General features: G+C 48.7%; 16 protein-coding genes. 14 read left to right on the top strand and 2 right to left on the bottom strand.

All coding sequences use genetic code 11. The features are described 5' to 3' along the window. The first annotated feature begins 195 nt into the window (after positions 1-195). On the top strand, positions 196-1,101 hold the full coding sequence (locus tag OOK74_RS08770; protein WP_278182620.1) for a hydrogen peroxide-inducible genes activator: 906 nt from the start codon (positions 196-198) through the stop codon (positions 1,099-1,101). A gap of 9 nt (positions 1,102-1,110) precedes the next feature. On the opposite strand, the gene OOK74_RS08765 is transcribed toward OOK74_RS08770, so the two are convergent. Continuing rightward, positions 1,111-1,557 carry a CBS domain-containing protein gene (locus tag OOK74_RS08765; protein ID WP_274722917.1) on the bottom strand — a complete coding sequence of 149 codons (447 nt, stop codon included), beginning with the start codon at positions 1,555-1,557 and terminating at the stop codon, positions 1,111-1,113. A gap of 264 nt (positions 1,558-1,821) precedes the next feature. Between OOK74_RS08765 and queA the strand changes: the two genes are divergently transcribed. From queA to secF, 5 genes are all read left to right on the top strand, one after another. Continuing rightward, positions 1,822-2,880, top strand: a complete 1,059-nt coding sequence (gene queA / locus OOK74_RS08760; protein ID WP_277206605.1) for a tRNA preQ1(34) S-adenosylmethionine ribosyltransferase-isomerase QueA — start codon at positions 1,822-1,824, stop codon at positions 2,878-2,880. Between the two features lie 194 nt (positions 2,881-3,074). Further along, positions 3,075-4,214, top strand: a complete 1,140-nt coding sequence (gene tgt / locus OOK74_RS08755; protein ID WP_166014480.1) for a tRNA guanosine(34) transglycosylase Tgt — start codon at positions 3,075-3,077, stop codon at positions 4,212-4,214. Between the two features lie 104 nt (positions 4,215-4,318). After that, positions 4,319-4,651 carry a preprotein translocase subunit YajC gene (yajC, locus tag OOK74_RS08750; RefSeq protein ID WP_166014481.1) on the top strand — a complete coding sequence of 111 codons (333 nt, stop codon included), beginning with the start codon at positions 4,319-4,321 and terminating at the stop codon, positions 4,649-4,651. A 21-nt stretch (positions 4,652-4,672) separates the two neighbouring features. Continuing rightward, positions 4,673-6,526, top strand: coding sequence for a protein translocase subunit SecD (gene secD, locus OOK74_RS08745; RefSeq protein WP_278182619.1), 1,854 nt, complete (start codon positions 4,673-4,675; stop codon positions 6,524-6,526). A 14-nt stretch (positions 6,527-6,540) separates the two neighbouring features. After that, positions 6,541-7,488 (top strand): protein translocase subunit SecF, encoded by a 948-nt coding sequence (gene secF / locus OOK74_RS08740; RefSeq protein ID WP_274722920.1) that lies wholly within the window; start codon positions 6,541-6,543, stop codon positions 7,486-7,488. A 200-nt stretch (positions 7,489-7,688) separates the two neighbouring features. Here the strand turns inward: secF and suhB are convergent, their stop codons facing one another. Further along, entirely contained in the window at positions 7,689-8,492 is an 804-nt protein-coding gene (suhB, locus tag OOK74_RS08735; protein ID WP_166014484.1) for an inositol-1-monophosphatase, read from the bottom strand. A 180-nt stretch (positions 8,493-8,672) separates the two neighbouring features. Here suhB and trmJ point away from each other — a divergent pair, with 180 nt between their 5' ends. The 8 genes from trmJ (at position 8,673) to fdx (ending at position 14,954) form a co-directional block, all read left to right on the top strand. Next, positions 8,673-9,404, top strand: coding sequence for a tRNA (cytosine(32)/uridine(32)-2'-O)-methyltransferase TrmJ (gene trmJ, locus OOK74_RS08730; protein ID WP_278183263.1), 732 nt, complete (start codon positions 8,673-8,675; stop codon positions 9,402-9,404). 183 nt (positions 9,405-9,587) lie between these two features. After that, a complete protein-coding gene (iscR, locus tag OOK74_RS08725; protein ID WP_274722922.1) occupies positions 9,588-10,109 on the top strand; it encodes a Fe-S cluster assembly transcriptional regulator IscR in 522 nt (173 codons plus the stop codon). Positions 10,110-10,135: 26 nt separating this feature from the next. After that, positions 10,136-11,350 (top strand): IscS subfamily cysteine desulfurase, encoded by a 1,215-nt coding sequence (locus tag OOK74_RS08720; protein ID WP_274722923.1) that lies wholly within the window; start codon positions 10,136-10,138, stop codon positions 11,348-11,350. Positions 11,351-11,386: 36 nt separating this feature from the next. Next, positions 11,387-11,770 (top strand): Fe-S cluster assembly scaffold IscU, encoded by a 384-nt coding sequence (gene iscU, locus OOK74_RS08715; RefSeq protein ID WP_166014487.1) that lies wholly within the window; start codon positions 11,387-11,389, stop codon positions 11,768-11,770. A 70-nt stretch (positions 11,771-11,840) separates the two neighbouring features. Beyond that, complete coding sequence (gene iscA, locus OOK74_RS08710) at positions 11,841-12,164, top strand: iron-sulfur cluster assembly protein IscA (protein WP_166014488.1); 324 nt, start codon at positions 11,841-11,843, stop codon at positions 12,162-12,164. Between the two features lie 48 nt (positions 12,165-12,212). Next, positions 12,213-12,728, top strand: a complete 516-nt coding sequence (gene hscB / locus OOK74_RS08705) for a co-chaperone HscB (protein ID WP_277206603.1) — start codon at positions 12,213-12,215, stop codon at positions 12,726-12,728. A gap of 23 nt (positions 12,729-12,751) precedes the next feature. Next, positions 12,752-14,602 (top strand): Fe-S protein assembly chaperone HscA, encoded by a 1,851-nt coding sequence (gene hscA / locus OOK74_RS08700; RefSeq protein WP_274722925.1) that lies wholly within the window; start codon positions 12,752-12,754, stop codon positions 14,600-14,602. Between the two features lie 13 nt (positions 14,603-14,615). Further along, entirely contained in the window at positions 14,616-14,954 is a 339-nt protein-coding gene (gene fdx / locus OOK74_RS08695) for an ISC system 2Fe-2S type ferredoxin (protein ID WP_274722926.1), read from the top strand. The last annotated feature ends 1 nt before the right edge of the window (position 14,955 follow it).

Here is a 14,955-nt window from a genome sequence, read left to right as displayed (position 1 = left end):
TACTGAACTATCTCGATAGAGTTCATAATTCAGTCCGTGAAGAACGCCAAGAAATATAGTACAAAGAACAACAAGTAAAAAATGAATTAATTAGATTAGGTTAATCGAAAAAAACGATAATGCTGGTCTGATGCAGATAAAGGTGGATTTTGAGCATGTTTTACACTCTAGAGCGGGTTAAGGTCGTGATCAAGTATGAATAAATGGCCAAGCCTCAAGCAGTTATCGTATCTGGTCACGTTATACGAAACGCGCCACTTTAGCGAAGCGGCGCAGCGCTGTTTCGTTAGTCAATCCACCTTAAGCAAGGGCATTCAAACTCTGGAAGAGCTCATCGGTTGCTCCTTATATGAAAAGCAAGATAAAAAAAGCCCGTTGGTGTTTACCCGTATTGGTGAGTTGGTGGTGCAACAGGGGCGAGAATTGCTCGCCAAAGGGCAAGATTTAGTCGAGCTTGGTCAACTGTGCCAAGGCGATAGTATGCAAGGGCAATTGCGCCTAGGCTGTATTCCGACCATTGCGCCCTTTCTACTGTGCGATTTAGTACAACAGATTAACCAGCGTTATCCGCAATTGCATCTATTGCTGCGTGAAGATACCACGGTCAATCTACTGGCCGCACTGCGCAGCGGTGAACTGGATGTGCTGATTTTGGCGTTGCCGGTCGATATTGGCAATATGGAGAGTTATGTGGTCGGGCAAGATCTGTTTCGTATGGTGATCAGTCGTGATCAGGTCGGACAGATCCGCCAACCGATCCGTTATGCGGACCTGCCGGATGAGTCGGTGTTTTTATTGGAAAAAGAGCACTGTTTGACCGAGCACGCGGTCTCCGCTTGTCAATTGACCGATAAAGAGAAAATCAATCCGTTTACCGCGACCAGTTTGCATACCTTAGTGCAAATGGTTGCCAATGGCTTAGGGACAACCTTTATCCCACAAATGGCCATCGATCATGGTTTGCTGGATAAGCAAAATTTGGTAGTGGTCGACCCGCCGGGCCAAAAAGCCTATCGTGACATCGGCTTGGTTTGGCGTCCGAGTTCTTCGCGGATTGAGACCTTCCATCAACTTGCTAAAGTGGTTGCTGAGCTATTGTAGTGCCTAGATCTACAGATCTTCATCTAACGGTTCGGGGTCACTCTCTTCTTGTAATTCGAGCAGATTAATCGCGATGGTGACAAAATCACTGTCGGTGATAATGCCGACCAATTCGCCCTTGGCCAGCACCGGTAAGCAGCCAATTTTATGCTTTTGCATATACATCGCGCTCTCTTTGAGCCCCGCTTGCGGGGCTACGCTCATCACATCGGTATGCATTACTTCGAATAGTGGCGTATCGAGTGTGTATGAGCCATTGGGACTGATCCGTGGCAAGCTTGGTTGTGCGGCCAATAAATCGCGCTGACTAATAATGCCCAATAATTTTTTATTGCTATCGACCACCGGTACATGTCGGATATCGAGTGCTTCCATCAGATGTTTGGCATCGCTGAGCGTATGTGTGTGCAGTAAAGTGTGCGGATGACGCGTCATCATGTCTTCAACTTTGATCATCGCTAACTCCTTTCTCAAACAGAAAAACCTGAGCGGTGTTTAACCTTGCACTCTAACTATAGCGCCGCCGATCAACGACTGCTGCGAACTGTAGCAAAATATCGGTTTTATTGTGCTGCAGTGTATTGCTGCGAATGCTTTACAAAAGGTTACCTTGCGATGGCGGCATCACCACAGCATTCCTGTATCTTGATCGCAGTTCGGTATATACTGGCGCGCCGCGAAATCGGGCGATGATCCTGACCACTTAATCAAGAAAGAGCCATGCAAGTTTCAGATTTTCACTTTGAACTCCCAGACGAGCTGATTGCTCGCTACCCTAAAGCAGAGCGTACTGCCAGCCGCCTACTACAACTGGACGGCAATAGTGGTCAACTGACCGATGGCACCTTTAAAGATATTCTTGATCTGGTGCAAGCGGGCGATCTGTTGGTGTTTAACAACACGCGAGTGATCCCTGCTCGTATGTTTGGCCGTAAAGCCAGCGGCGGTAAATTGGAAGTGTTGGTGGAGCGAGTGCTCGATCAACACACGATTTTGGCCCACGTTCGTTCATCAAAACCGCCAAAACCGGGTACAGAACTCTATTTAGGTGAGCACGATGAATTTCATGCGGTGATGCAGGCGCGTCACGATGCTTTGTTTGAAATCCGTTTTAGCGCACAAACGGTGGTATTGGATATTCTCAATCAAATCGGCCATATGCCGCTGCCGCCTTACATTGATCGCCCAGATGAAGCGACCGATAAAGAGCGTTATCAAACCGTGTATAACCAAAAACCCGGCGCGGTGGCTGCACCAACTGCAGGGCTGCATTTTGATAACGCGCTGCTTGAGCAAATTCAAGCTAAAGGGGTTGAGCTAGCCTATGTGACTTTGCATGTCGGAGCGGGGACTTTCCAACCGGTACGCGTGGAAAATGTTCACGATCACCATATGCACGCGGAATACGTAGAAGTGCCACAACCGGTCGTTGATGCGATTGCGGCGACCAAAGCGCGTGGTGGACGAATTATTGCGGTCGGCACTACCTCGGTGCGTTCACTGGAAAGTGCCGCGCAAGCTGCACTGCAGCAAGGAAGCGAGTTAAAACCTTTCTTTGGTGATACACAAATCTTCATCTTCCCTGGTTATCAATACCAGTTGGTGGATTGCTTGATCACCAATTTCCACTTACCCGAATCGACGTTGATTATGTTGGTGAGTGCCTTTGCCGGTTATCAGCACACCATGGATGCTTATCAACATGCGGTGCAGCAAGGTTATCGTTTCTTTAGTTATGGTGATGCGATGTTTATTCGCAAACAGACGACTAAAGCGTAATGTCCCCAACGATGTGGTGACTAGCAGGGTCGCGACTATCGGAAAGGGATGATCAAAATGAGTGCTGGCAGTAAGCCAGAAAAGGTATACACCTTTTGCGCAGGGAGCCGCGCCCGCTCCTCAAACCGCCTTATGCCATAGTGCAAGGCTTGGATTGTAGACGGTCAGACTGTTTCTCTGACATTGGAGGCTGAGTGAAATTAACATTTGAACTGAAAAAGAAAAACGGTAACGCGCGACGTGGTCAACTGACCTTTGAACGCGGCACAGTACAAACCCCAGCGTTTATGCCAGTGGGTACTTACGGCACCGTGAAAGGGATGACCCCAGAAGAAGTGAAAGAGACTGGGGCTGAAATTCTGCTCGGTAACACTTTCCACCTGTGGTTACGCCCAGGTCAAGAAGTGATGAAAATGCACGGCGATCTGCACGATTTTATGAACTGGCAAGGTCCGATTTTGACCGACTCAGGCGGTTTTCAAGTGTTCAGTTTAGGCGATATTCGTAAAATCACTGAAGAGGGGGTGCATTTTCGTAACCCAGTCAACGGTGACAAAATCTTTATGGATGCCGAAAAATCAATGGAAATCCAAAAAGATCTCGGCTCTGACATCGTGATGATTTTCGATGAATGTACCCCATACCCAGCGACCCATGATGAAGCGAAAAAATCGATGGAAATGTCGCTGCGTTGGGCTCAGCGCTCACGGGATCACTTCGATAAGCTGGAAAACCCGAACAGCCTGTTTGGCATTGTGCAGGGTGGCGTGTATGAAGACTTGCGTGATATTTCGGTCAAAGGCCTTACTGAGATTGGCTTTGACGGTTACGCAGTCGGTGGACTTGCGGTTGGTGAACCTAAGCCAGATATGCACCGAGTTTTGGAGCATACTTGCCCACAACTGCCAGAAGACAAGCCTCGTTACTTGATGGGCGTCGGTAAGCCGGAAGATCTGGTGGAAGGTGTGCGTCGCGGTATCGACATGTTTGACTGTGTTATGCCAACCCGTAATGCGCGTAATGGTCATCTATTTGTGACTGGCGGTGTGATCAAGATCCGTAATGCAGCACATAAAACCGATACAACGCCTCTCGATCCGCAATGTGACTGTTACACTTGCCGAAATTATACCAAGTCATATCTGCACCATTTGGATCGTTGTAACGAAATCCTCGGTGCTCGTCTGAATACTATTCATAACCTGCGTTACTACCAACGCTTGATGGAGAGCATTCGCACGGCGATTGACGAAGACCGTTTTGATCAATTTGTGACAGAGTTCTACGCGCGTCGTAACCGCGAAGTGCCACCACTGCAAAAAGATCTGGCTTAATTTGGTGCTCTGGGTTGGATTTCCGCATTCTGCGGGTTGAATTCAACTCCGGGCATCCCAATACAATCAACATTAAACAACAATAATTTAGAGGACGTTTCTCAATGAGTTTAATTTCTGTAGCCCATGCCGCAGGCGAAGGTGCCGCACCTGGTGGCGGTTTTGAAATGCTGATCATGCTTGGCATGTTCGCGGTGATCTTCTACTTCATGATCTACCGCCCACAAGCTAAACGCGTTAAAGAGCACAAAAATCTGATGTCAGCCATGACCAAAGGTGATGAAGTGCTGACCAGCGGCGGTTTAGTTGGTCGTATCACTAAGATTGCGGAAGACAATGCTTACATCACTATCGAGTTGAATACCAACAATGAAGTGGTGATTAAGAAGGACTTCGTGACTGCTGTACTGCCAAAAGGTACGCTGAAATCTCTTTAAAACAGCCATAGGATCCTCGCTGTGCTAAACCGTTATCCATTGTGGAAGTATCTGCTGGTGGTGTTGACCATCGCGATTGCAGCTTTGTATGCACTTCCGAATATCTACGGTGAAGATCCAGCTATTCAAATTACAGGGGCGCGTGGCGCCTCTGTTGATATGTCAACGCTGGATGCTATCACCACTGCGCTCGATAAAGCGCATCTCTCCCAAAAGTCGATTGCTCTTGAAAATGGCTCGGTCTTGGTCCGTTTCAATGATACCGATACTCAACTTAGCGCCCGAGATATTATCAGCGAAGCGCTAGGCCAAGATAAAATCGTGGCATTAAACCTTGCGCCGGCTACCCCTGATTGGCTTGAATCGATTGGTGCTGCACCAATGAAACTCGGCCTTGATTTACGTGGTGGTGTGCACTTCCTGATGGAAGTGGATATGGACGCGGCGATGGAAAAGCTGGTCAACCAGCAAGAAGAGTCTTTCCGCAGCGATTTGCGTGATGAAAAAATTCGTTACCGTGCGATCCGGCCGTTATCTGATGCGGTGGAAGTGACCTTGCGTGATGCGCAGCAGCTTGCGCAAACTAAGTCGTTTTTGGAGTCAAAACATCGTGATATGACGTTTACGACGACAGAAACTAATGGCCGTTTTGTGCTATTGGCTAAGTTTACAGAAGCTCGCTTACAGGAAATTCGCAATTACGCGGTCGAGCAAAATATCACGATCTTACGTAATCGAGTTAATGAACTGGGTGTTGCTGAGCCACTGGTGCAGCGTCAAGGCGCAGCACGTATCGTGGTTGAACTGCCCGGTGTGCAAGATACCGCACGTGCCAAAGAGATCTTAGGTGCGACGGCCACTCTGGAATTTCGTGAAGTTGATGACAGCGCTGATCTGGCGGCTGCAGCGGCAGGACGCGTTCCTGCGGGCAGCGAAATTAAGCTAGATCGCAATGGTCGCCCTGTGGTGTTGAAAAAACGCGTGATTCTCGGTGGTTCAAGCATTACCGATGCCAGCTCAAGTGCCGACGAATATGGTCGTCCGCAGGTGAACATTTCGCTCGATAGCGAAGGTGGTAACAAAATGGCCGCGTTCTCGAAAAAGAACATCGGCAAATTGATGGCGACCGTTTTTGCGGAATACAAAGACAGCGGTAAGCGTTCACCGGAAGGCAAGGTGCTGCTGATCAAGCATGAAGAGGTGATTAACCAAGCGACGATTCAATCGGCCTTGGGGCGTAATTTCCGCATCACTGGCATTGATTCTCCCGCCGAAGCTTACAACTTAGCACTGCTACTGCGTGCTGGTGCGCTGATTGCGCCGATTTCAATTGTCGAAGAGCGTACCATTGGTCCATCAATGGGCCAGCAAAATATCGATATGGGGATCCAAGCCTGTATTTGGGGCATGGTCGCAGTGATGCTGTTCACTCTGCTTTACTATCGCAAATTTGGCGTTATCGCCAACGTGGCGCTGATGGTGAACATTGTGCTGATTATTGGCGTGATGTCGATGATCCCTGGGGCGACGATGACCTTGCCGGGGATTGCCGGTATTGTGTTGACGATCGGTATGGCGGTTGATGCTAACGTATTGATATTTGAGCGTATTCGTGAAGAGCTGCGCGATGGGAAAAATCCACAGCAGGCCATTCATCACGGTTATGCTAATGCCTTTAGCACCATTGCTGATGCCAATATCACCACCTTGATCACCGCGATTATTTTGTTTGCGGTGGGAACCGGGGCGATCAAAGGCTTCGCGGTTACGCTATCGATTGGTATTTTAACTTCTATGTTTACTGCGATTATCGGAACACGTTGTATCGTGAATCTGGTGTATGGCGGTAAGCGTATTCACAAGCTGTCGATCTGAGGCTGGGGTCAGTTATGTTTCAAATCCTAAAAGCAGATAAAATGATCGACTTCATGCGTTGGTCAAAATTTGCCTTCGTATTGTCGTTGGTGATGATCGGCGCATCGATGTTTACACTGTCGACCAAATGGTTGAACTGGGGCCTCGATTTCACTGGCGGAACCTTGATTGAAGTTGGCTTTGAACAGCCAGCCAATTTAGAGCAGATCCGCAGTGCGTTGGCCGCGCAAGGTTTTGGCGATGCCACTGTACAAAATTTTGGTTCAGCGCGCGATGTGATGGTGCGCTTGCGTCCACGTGAGGCGATGACCGGCGAAATGCTCGGTAATCAAATCCTGGCTGCGATCCAAGAAGGCACGGGCGTCAATGTTGAAATGCGCCGTATCGAATTCGTCGGTCCTAATGTCGGAGATGAATTAACCGAAGCGGGTGGTTTGGCGATTTTGGTCTCTTTGCTGTGTATTTTGCTCTACGTTTCGGTGCGCTTTGAATGGCGACTGGCGGCGGGAGCGGTGTTGGCACTGGCGCACGATGTGATCATCACCCTTGGTATTTTTTCGCTGTTACAGATCGAAGTGGACCTGACCATTGTTGCGGCATTGCTCACGGTGGTTGGTTATTCGCTTAACGATACTATCGTGGTGTTTGACCGGATCCGGGAAAACTTCCGTAAGATGCGTAAAGAGTCACCCGCTGAGATCATGAATAGTTCGGTGACCCAAACCTTGAGCCGTACCCTGATCACTTCAGGTACTACGCTGTTTGTGGTGATTGCTCTGTTCACTCAAGGCGGTGCGATGATCCACGGTTTTGCCTTGGCTTTGCTACTCGGGATCACGGTCGGGACTTACTCTTCGATTTACGTGGCCTCGGCATTAGCGCTGAAACTTGGTATCACTCGTGAGCACTTACTCCCACCACAAGTGGAGAAAGAGGGTGCTGAATTGGATGAATTGCCTTAGTTTTGATTGGCTTTTTCTTCTCAAAAACCGTTGCCTTGGCAGCGGTTTTTTTATCCAACGGCTTGTGCGCCAGTGATTGATCCTCGTGACACTAGCGCTTGGATTTGCATGCTAGTTTTTTAGTTTGAAAGGTAAACCGGGACAAAAAAAAGCCCTGCCATTATTATGGCAGGGCGATATCTACTGTCGTAGAGCCGATCTTATTTCAAGATCGCGCTGTTACCGTTTTCACGGATGTGTTGCAAAATGGCTTTTACACCACGTGGGCTAGAGGCCACGATGTTGCCTGATTGCATATAATCAGTGCCACCAGCAAAGTCAGTCACGATGGCGCCTGCTTCACGAGCGATCAGTTCACCTGCTGCCATATCCCAAGGTTTTAGGCCGAGTTCGAAATAACCATCAACGCGGTTGGCGGCTAGGTAGCATAAATCCAATGCGGCTGAACCGGTGCGACGGAAATCAGCACATTCAATAAACATGGCAGAGACGATTTTGATGAACGATTCTGAGTGCTGTTTTTGTTTGAATGGGAAACCGGTTGCCAGTACTGCGCCTTGCAGATCTTTCAGTGGCTGAACACGAATACGCGCATTGTTGAGCTGAGCACCTGAACCACGTTGTGCGGTGAACAGTTCATTGGTCATTGGGTCGTAAACACAAGCCACTTCGGTTTTGCCTCTAAAGCGTACAGCAATAGAAACGGCGAAGTGTGGGAAACCTTTTACAAAGTTAGTAGTGCCATCCAGTGGGTCGATGATCCATTGTACTTCTTTATCTTTGCCTTCGATAAGGCCGCCTTCTTCTGCAATGATGCAGTGCTCAGGATAAGAGCTTTTGATGGTTGCAATGATAATCGCTTCCGCTTCTTTGTCGACGTTAGTGACAAAGTCGTTAGTCCCTTTCTGGGTCGATTGAATTTTCTCTACGTTTTCCAGAGATTTGGCAATATGGTTACCTGCTTTTCGCGCGGCGCGAATAGCGATATTAAGCATTGGATGCATACGAGTTTCCCAACGGATGTTAAAGAACGAAAAAGCGGCCGGCAGTATACCAAAACCAATCGAAAAAGGAAGTGGTTATTTTTTGTGCGTTTGGTTGTCTATTGCCGCAAACGGTCTGACCATTTTAATCTGCTTTATGATAATATCCGGCGGCTTTATTGGGAGTACTTTGGGCAAATGATGTTAGATCGCGTAAAAGTCGTATTGGTCGGCACTTCTCACTCTGGAAATATCGGTTCAGCTGCTCGGGCGATGAAAGTAATGGGCTTAAGCCGCATGGTATTAGTCGATCCGCAATGTCAGGTTGATGCTCAAGCGATTGCCTTGGCCGCGGGCGCTAGCGAAATCGCACTCAATGCTGAGATTTACCCAACCCTTGAAGCGGCGGTGGCCGATTGTGGGCTAGTGGTTGGCACCAGTGCGCGCTCGCGTACATTGGAATGGCCAATCTTAGAGCCGCGGCAGTGTGCAGAAAAATTGATCGCCGAAGCCGAGCTCCATTCGGTAGCGGTGGTTTTTGGTCGAGAGCGTACTGGCTTAACCAATGATGAGCTGCAACGCTGTCATTATCATGTTTGTGTTCCTGCCAACCCAGAATACAGTTCACTCAATATCGCGATGGCGGTGCAATTGCTGAGCTATGAACTGCGCATGGCATGGTTAGCGCTCAAGCCGAACCAAGATCCACATCAGGTAGAATCCGCCTATCCGCATCATCAAGAGCTGGAGCGTTTCTATCAGCATTTGCAAACGGTCATCACTCAGACCGAATTTATTTCGGCCCAGCAGCCGGGGCAGGTGATGAATAAACTGCGCCGCATGTTTACTCGTGCTCGTCCGGAAGCTCAAGAAATTAATATGTTGCGTGGTATTTTAACCGCGGTGCAAAAATCACTGGCAGCGAAGCAGTAAGTCTATAAGAAGCAGTAAGTCTATAAAAAGCAATACGTCTATAAAAACTAATAAGCCTATAGACGGAATAAGCCTATCGTTGTTAGGGATGAATACCTGACTGAATTAGTCAAATAAATACTTGACCTAAAGAGTCGGGTATGGAACACTTCTTGCCACATAAACAGTGTCGAGATGGTGATTATGAGACTGACATCGAAAGGAAGATATGCGGTAACCGCCATGTTAGATGTGGCTCTGCATTCGCAACAAAATCCGGTACCGTTGGCCGATATTTCTGAACGGCAAGGCATTTCTCTCTCGTACTTAGAGCAATTGTTTTCTAAGCTACGTAAAGCAGGTTTAGTCGCGAGTGTGCGCGGCCCTGGTGGCGGTTATCGACTCGGTATGGACTCATACGCGATTGCGATTGGAACGGTGATTGCCGCAGTCGATGAATCGGTTGACGCCACCAAATGCAGTGGCAAAGGTGATTGTCAGGGCGGTACTCGTTGTTTGACTCACACACTGTGGCGTGATTTGAGTTCACGCATTAGCGATTTTCTTAACAACATCACGCTCGGCGAGCTGATGGTGGATAACGAAATTCTCGAAGTTTCCGATCGGCAAGATCTGCATCTTGCGGTCAACCAAAGGGTTGCACACAATAACTCAAATCCAGCCACCTGCGCTGCGGCACCTTTTGGTATTAATGTTCGCTCATAGCGGCAAGCTTTACACTGGAGTAGAAAATGAAACTGCCTATTTATCTAGATTATTCAGCAACATGCCCGGTTGATCCGCGCGTGGCTGAAAAAATGGTTCAGTACATGACGATGGATGGTACCTTCGGTAACCCAGCTTCGCGCTCGCACCGTTATGGCTGGCAGGCAGAAGAAGCCGTCGATACCGCGCGTGAACAAATTGCGGCCCTGCTTAATGCTGACCCACGTGAAATTGTCTTCACATCGGGAGCCACTGAATCGGATAACCTTGCGATCAAAGGCGTCGCTCACTTTTATAACAAGCAAGGCAAGCACATTATCACCAGCAAGACCGAGCACAAAGCGGTGCTGGATACCATGCGCCAACTGGAGCGCGAAGGTTTTGAAGTGACTTATCTTGACCCACAAACCAACGGTTTAATTGATTTGGCTAAACTGGAAGCCGCGATGCGCGATGACACCATTTTAGTCTCGATCATGCATGTCAATAATGAAATTGGTGTGATCCAAGATATCGCTGCGATTGGCGAATTGTGCCGTGCGCGCAAAGTGGTGTTTCATGTTGATGCGGCACAATCGGCGGGTAAAGTGGCGATTGATGTACAAGAGATGAAAGTTGATCTGATTTCTCTGTCTGCCCACAAAATTTACGGTCCGAAAGGCATTGGTGCACTGTATGTGCGTCGTAAGCCACGCATCCGTTTAGAGGCGCAAATGCACGGCGGTGGTCATGAGCGTGGTTTCCGTTCAGGCACTTTGCCAACCCACCAAATTGTTGGAATGGGCGAAGCGTTCCGCATTGCGAAAGATGAGCTACAGCACGATTATCAGCATGCACTGGCGCTACGCGAGCGTTTGCTGGCAGGCATCAAAGATATGGAAGCGGTCACCATCAATGGCGATCTGGAGCAGCGTGTCCCGCACAATCTCAACATTAGTTTTGCCTTTGTTGAAGGTGAATCGTTGCTAATGTCGTTGAAAGATTTAGCCGTGTCGTCAGGCAGTGCTTGTACATCGGCCAGCCTTGAGCCTTCTTATGTATTGCGTGCTTTAGGTCTAAACGATGAATTGGCACACAGCTCAATTCGTTTCTCTTTTGGCCGTTTTACCACGGAAGCGGATATCGACTACGCGATTGAATTAATTCGGGTTGCGGTGGATAAATTGCGTGACATGTCACCACTGTGGGATATGTACAAAGAAGGTGTGGATCTCAACACGGTTGAGTGGGCACACCACTAATCATTCCAAGGTTATACAGGATTCGAGGTAACGAACATGGCATACAGCGAAAAGGTCATTGACCATTACGAGAACCCACGTAACGTTGGGTCATTTGATAAAGAAGATCCTTCTGTCGGCAGTGGCATGGTTGGCGCACCGGCGTGTGGTGACGTGATGCGTTTGCAGATCAAAGTCTCCCCGGAAGGCATCATTGAAGATGCGAAATTCAAAACTTACGGCTGTGGCAGTGCGATTGCTTCTAGCTCGCTAGTGACTGAATGGGTGAAAGGCAAGAGTATTGATCAAGCGGCTGCGATCAAAAACAGCGAAATTGCGGAAGAACTTGAACTGCCACCAGTGAAAATTCACTGCTCGATCCTTGCTGAAGATGCGATCAAAGCCGCGGTAGCGGATTACAAGAAAAAGCATCAGCACTAATTTATTGTTATTAGGGAGTTATGCTAATAACTCCCACTTGTTCATTGATTAAAATCATTAAGGTTGAAGTATGGCCGTCACTCTTAGCGAAAGCGCAGCAAACCGAGTTAAAACTTTTCTGGATAATCGTGGAAAAGGCATCGGTTTACGTCTTGGTGTCAAGACCACTGGCTGCTCAGGAATGGCGTATGTGCTCGAATTCGTTGACGATCTAAACCAAGAAGATCATGTCTTTGAAAGCCATGGGGTTAAGGTGATCATTGACACCAAAAGCATGGTCTACTTAGATGGCACCCAACTGGATTATAAGAAAGAAGGGTTAAACGAAGGTTTTGAATTTAACAACCCAAATGTCAAAAGTGAATGCGGTTGTGGTGAAAGCTTCAACGTTTAACGGTAACTGGCCAGCGAGACCGCTCTCGACCACAGGACCGCGAACAATATGAATTATTTTGAATTATTTGGGCTGCCGATCCAGTTTGAACTGGATGGTAGCCTTCTTTCTTCCCAGTTTAGAATGCTGCAAAAACGCTTCCATCCGGATAATTTTGCCAACGCTTCTGAACGAGATCGGCTGCTCTCAGTACAACAAGCCGCGCAGATTAACGATGCTTATCAAACGCTCAAAGATCCGCTACAGCGTGCCGAATATCTTTTGTCGCTGCAAGGTATAGCGATGAATGCCGAGCAGCAAACACTGCAAGATCCGCTGTTCCTAATGGAGCAGATGGAGCTGCGTGAAGAGTTGGAATCGCTGGCGTCACTCGCGGATCCTGACGCGGCATTGCTCGACTTCGAGCACAAAGTGAGCGCCATGCAGCGTACTTATCTGACCCAGTTACAAGATTTATTGAGCCACGCTGAGTGGCCGGCGGCGGCCGATCAAGTCAGAAAGCTCAAATTTATAGCCAAACTCAAACATGAAGTCGAACGCGTCGAAGACCAACTGCTTGGCTAATTCAAGATTCAAAGGAACAACTGATGGCATTACTTCAGATTGCAGAGCCGGGTCAAAGTTCGGCACCCCACCAGCATAAATTGGCGGTAGGGATTGATTTAGGCACCACCAACTCGTTAGTGGCGACGGTACGCAGTGGCACGGCGAGTACCTTGGTCGATGACCAAGGGCAGAGTATTCTCCCATCCGTGGTCAACTATGGCGCCGAGCAAACTTTGGTCGGTGATGCTGCTCGTCAGCAAGCCGAAACCGATCCACACAACACGGTGATTTCGGTTAAACGTCTGCTTGGACGTTCACTGCAAGACATCAATCAGCGCTACCCACATCTGCCTTATCGTTTTAAAGCCAGCGAAAAGGGCTTGCCGATTGTGCAAACTGCGCAAGGTGACAAAAACCCGATTCAGATCTCGGCGGATATTTTGCGTGCGTTAGCTGAGCGTGCGACGGCGACTTTAGGTGGGGATTTAGCTGGCGTTGTGATCACCGTACCAGCCTATTTTGATGATGCACAGCGCGTTGCCACCAAAGATGCTGCAGGGTTAGCGGGCTTGCATGTGCTGCGTTTACTCAATGAGCCGACCGCAGCGGCGATTGCTTATGGCTTAGATTCGGGCCAAGAAGGGGTGATCGCGGTATACGATCTCGGTGGCGGTACTTTCGATATTTCGATTTTGCGTTTGTCACGCGGCGTATTTGAAGTGTTGGCGACCGGTGGTGATTCTGCACTGGGCGGAGATGATTTTGATCAGCTAATTGCTCAGTACCTGCAAACGCAGATTGGACTGAACAACTTAACCGCGCAGCAGCAGCGAGCGCTGATTAATGCCGCCAGCCAAGCTAAAATTGATTTGACCGAACAGATGACGGCGCAAGTCAAGGTACTCGGTTGGCAAGGGACGTTTACCCGTGAGCAGTTAGCCAACTTAATTAGCCCATTGCTGAAAAAGACCTTACTCGCCTGTCGCCGCGCATTAAAAGATGCTGGAGTGACGGCGGATGAAGTGCTGGAAGTGGTGATGGTCGGAGGTTCAACCCGTACCCCATTGGTGCGCGAACAAGTGGGTGAGTTTTTTGGTCGTACCCCGCTGACCAGCATTAACCCTGATCAAGTGGTGGCGATTGGCGCGGCGATTCAGGCTGATATTCTGGTCGGTAATAAGCCAGATGCGGAAATGCTGCTGCTCGATGTGATCCCACTTTCGTTAGGGATTGAAACCATGGGCGGTTTAGTCGAGAAAATCATTCCGCGTAATACCACCATTCCTGTGGCGCGCGCGCAAGAGTTTACCACCTTTAAAGATGGGCAAACCGCGATGAGCGTACATGTGGTGCAAGGTGAGCGTGAAATGGTCGACGATTGCCGCTCTCTGGCGCGTTTTTCACTCAAAGGTATTCCACCGATGGCGGCGGGAGCTGCGCACATTCGCGTCACCTATCAAGTTGATGCGGATGGTTTACTGTCGGTCACCGCACTGGAAAAAAGCACTGCAGTGCAGGCTCAAATTCAAGTTAAACCGTCTTATGGTTTAAGCGATGATGAAGTGACTCAGATGCTGAAAGATTCGATGGCCTACGCCAAGCAAGATATGTTGAGCCGAGCACTGGCCGAGCAGCGCGTAGAAGCGGATCGGGTTATTGAAGGCATACTGGCTGCGCTACAAGAAGATGGTAATGAGCTACTGACTGAGCAAGAGCGCCAAACATTACTACAGGCCATTGAACGCTTGATTGAGCTACGCAATGGCGACAATGCCGATGCCATTGAGCAAGGAATAAAAGACACCGATAAAGCGAGTCAGGATTTTGCGTCAAAACGAATGGATAAATCGATTCGTCGCGCACTGGCTGGCCACTCTGTTGATGAGATTTGAAGAGACAACCAACATGCCTAAAATTATTGTTTTGCCTCATGAAACCCTTTGCCCTGAAGGCGCAGTTTTAGAAGCGCAAATCGGGGAAACGATTCTTGATGTAGCCCTAAAACATGGTATTGCCATTGAGCATGCGTGTGAAAAATCGTGTGCTTGTACCACTTGCCACTGTATTGTTCGTGAAGGTTTTGATTCACTGCAAGAGAGTGATGAACTAGAAGACGATATGCTGGATAAAGCATGGGGGCTAGAACCAGAATCTCGCCTCAGTTGTCAGGCTCGCGTAGCGGATGAAGATCTGGTGGTTGAGATCCCGAAATACACCCTCAACCACGCGAGCGAAGAGCATTAAT

Source organism: Vibrio misgurnus, from assembly GCF_029635775.1.
Taxonomy (GTDB): Bacteria; Pseudomonadota; Gammaproteobacteria; order Enterobacterales; family Vibrionaceae; genus Vibrio; species Vibrio chanodichtyis.
Note: the sequence above shows the minus strand (reverse complement) of the source record. Positions and strands in the feature narration are given on the sequence as shown.

Coding starts and splice junctions, on each gene's coding strand:
- OOK74_RS08770 (WP_278182620.1), top strand. CDS start 196: ATGAATAAATGGCCAAGCCTCAAGCAGTTATCGTATCTGGTCACGTTA.
- OOK74_RS08765 (WP_274722917.1), bottom strand. CDS start 1,557: ATGATCAAAGTTGAAGACATGATGACGCGTCATCCGCACACTTTACTG.
- queA (WP_277206605.1), top strand. CDS start 1,822: ATGCAAGTTTCAGATTTTCACTTTGAACTCCCAGACGAGCTGATTGCT.
- yajC (WP_166014481.1), top strand. CDS start 4,319: ATGAGTTTAATTTCTGTAGCCCATGCCGCAGGCGAAGGTGCCGCACCT.
- secF (WP_274722920.1), top strand. CDS start 6,541: ATGTTTCAAATCCTAAAAGCAGATAAAATGATCGACTTCATGCGTTGG.
- suhB (WP_166014484.1), bottom strand. CDS start 8,492: ATGCATCCAATGCTTAATATCGCTATTCGCGCCGCGCGAAAAGCAGGT.
- trmJ (WP_278183263.1), top strand. CDS start 8,673: ATGTTAGATCGCGTAAAAGTCGTATTGGTCGGCACTTCTCACTCTGGA.
- iscR (WP_274722922.1), top strand. CDS start 9,588: ATGAGACTGACATCGAAAGGAAGATATGCGGTAACCGCCATGTTAGAT.
- OOK74_RS08720 (WP_274722923.1), top strand. CDS start 10,136: ATGAAACTGCCTATTTATCTAGATTATTCAGCAACATGCCCGGTTGAT.
- iscU (WP_166014487.1), top strand. CDS start 11,387: ATGGCATACAGCGAAAAGGTCATTGACCATTACGAGAACCCACGTAAC.
- iscA (WP_166014488.1), top strand. CDS start 11,841: ATGGCCGTCACTCTTAGCGAAAGCGCAGCAAACCGAGTTAAAACTTTT.
- hscB (WP_277206603.1), top strand. CDS start 12,213: ATGAATTATTTTGAATTATTTGGGCTGCCGATCCAGTTTGAACTGGAT.
- hscA (WP_274722925.1), top strand. CDS start 12,752: ATGGCATTACTTCAGATTGCAGAGCCGGGTCAAAGTTCGGCACCCCAC.
- fdx (WP_274722926.1), top strand. CDS start 14,616: ATGCCTAAAATTATTGTTTTGCCTCATGAAACCCTTTGCCCTGAAGGC.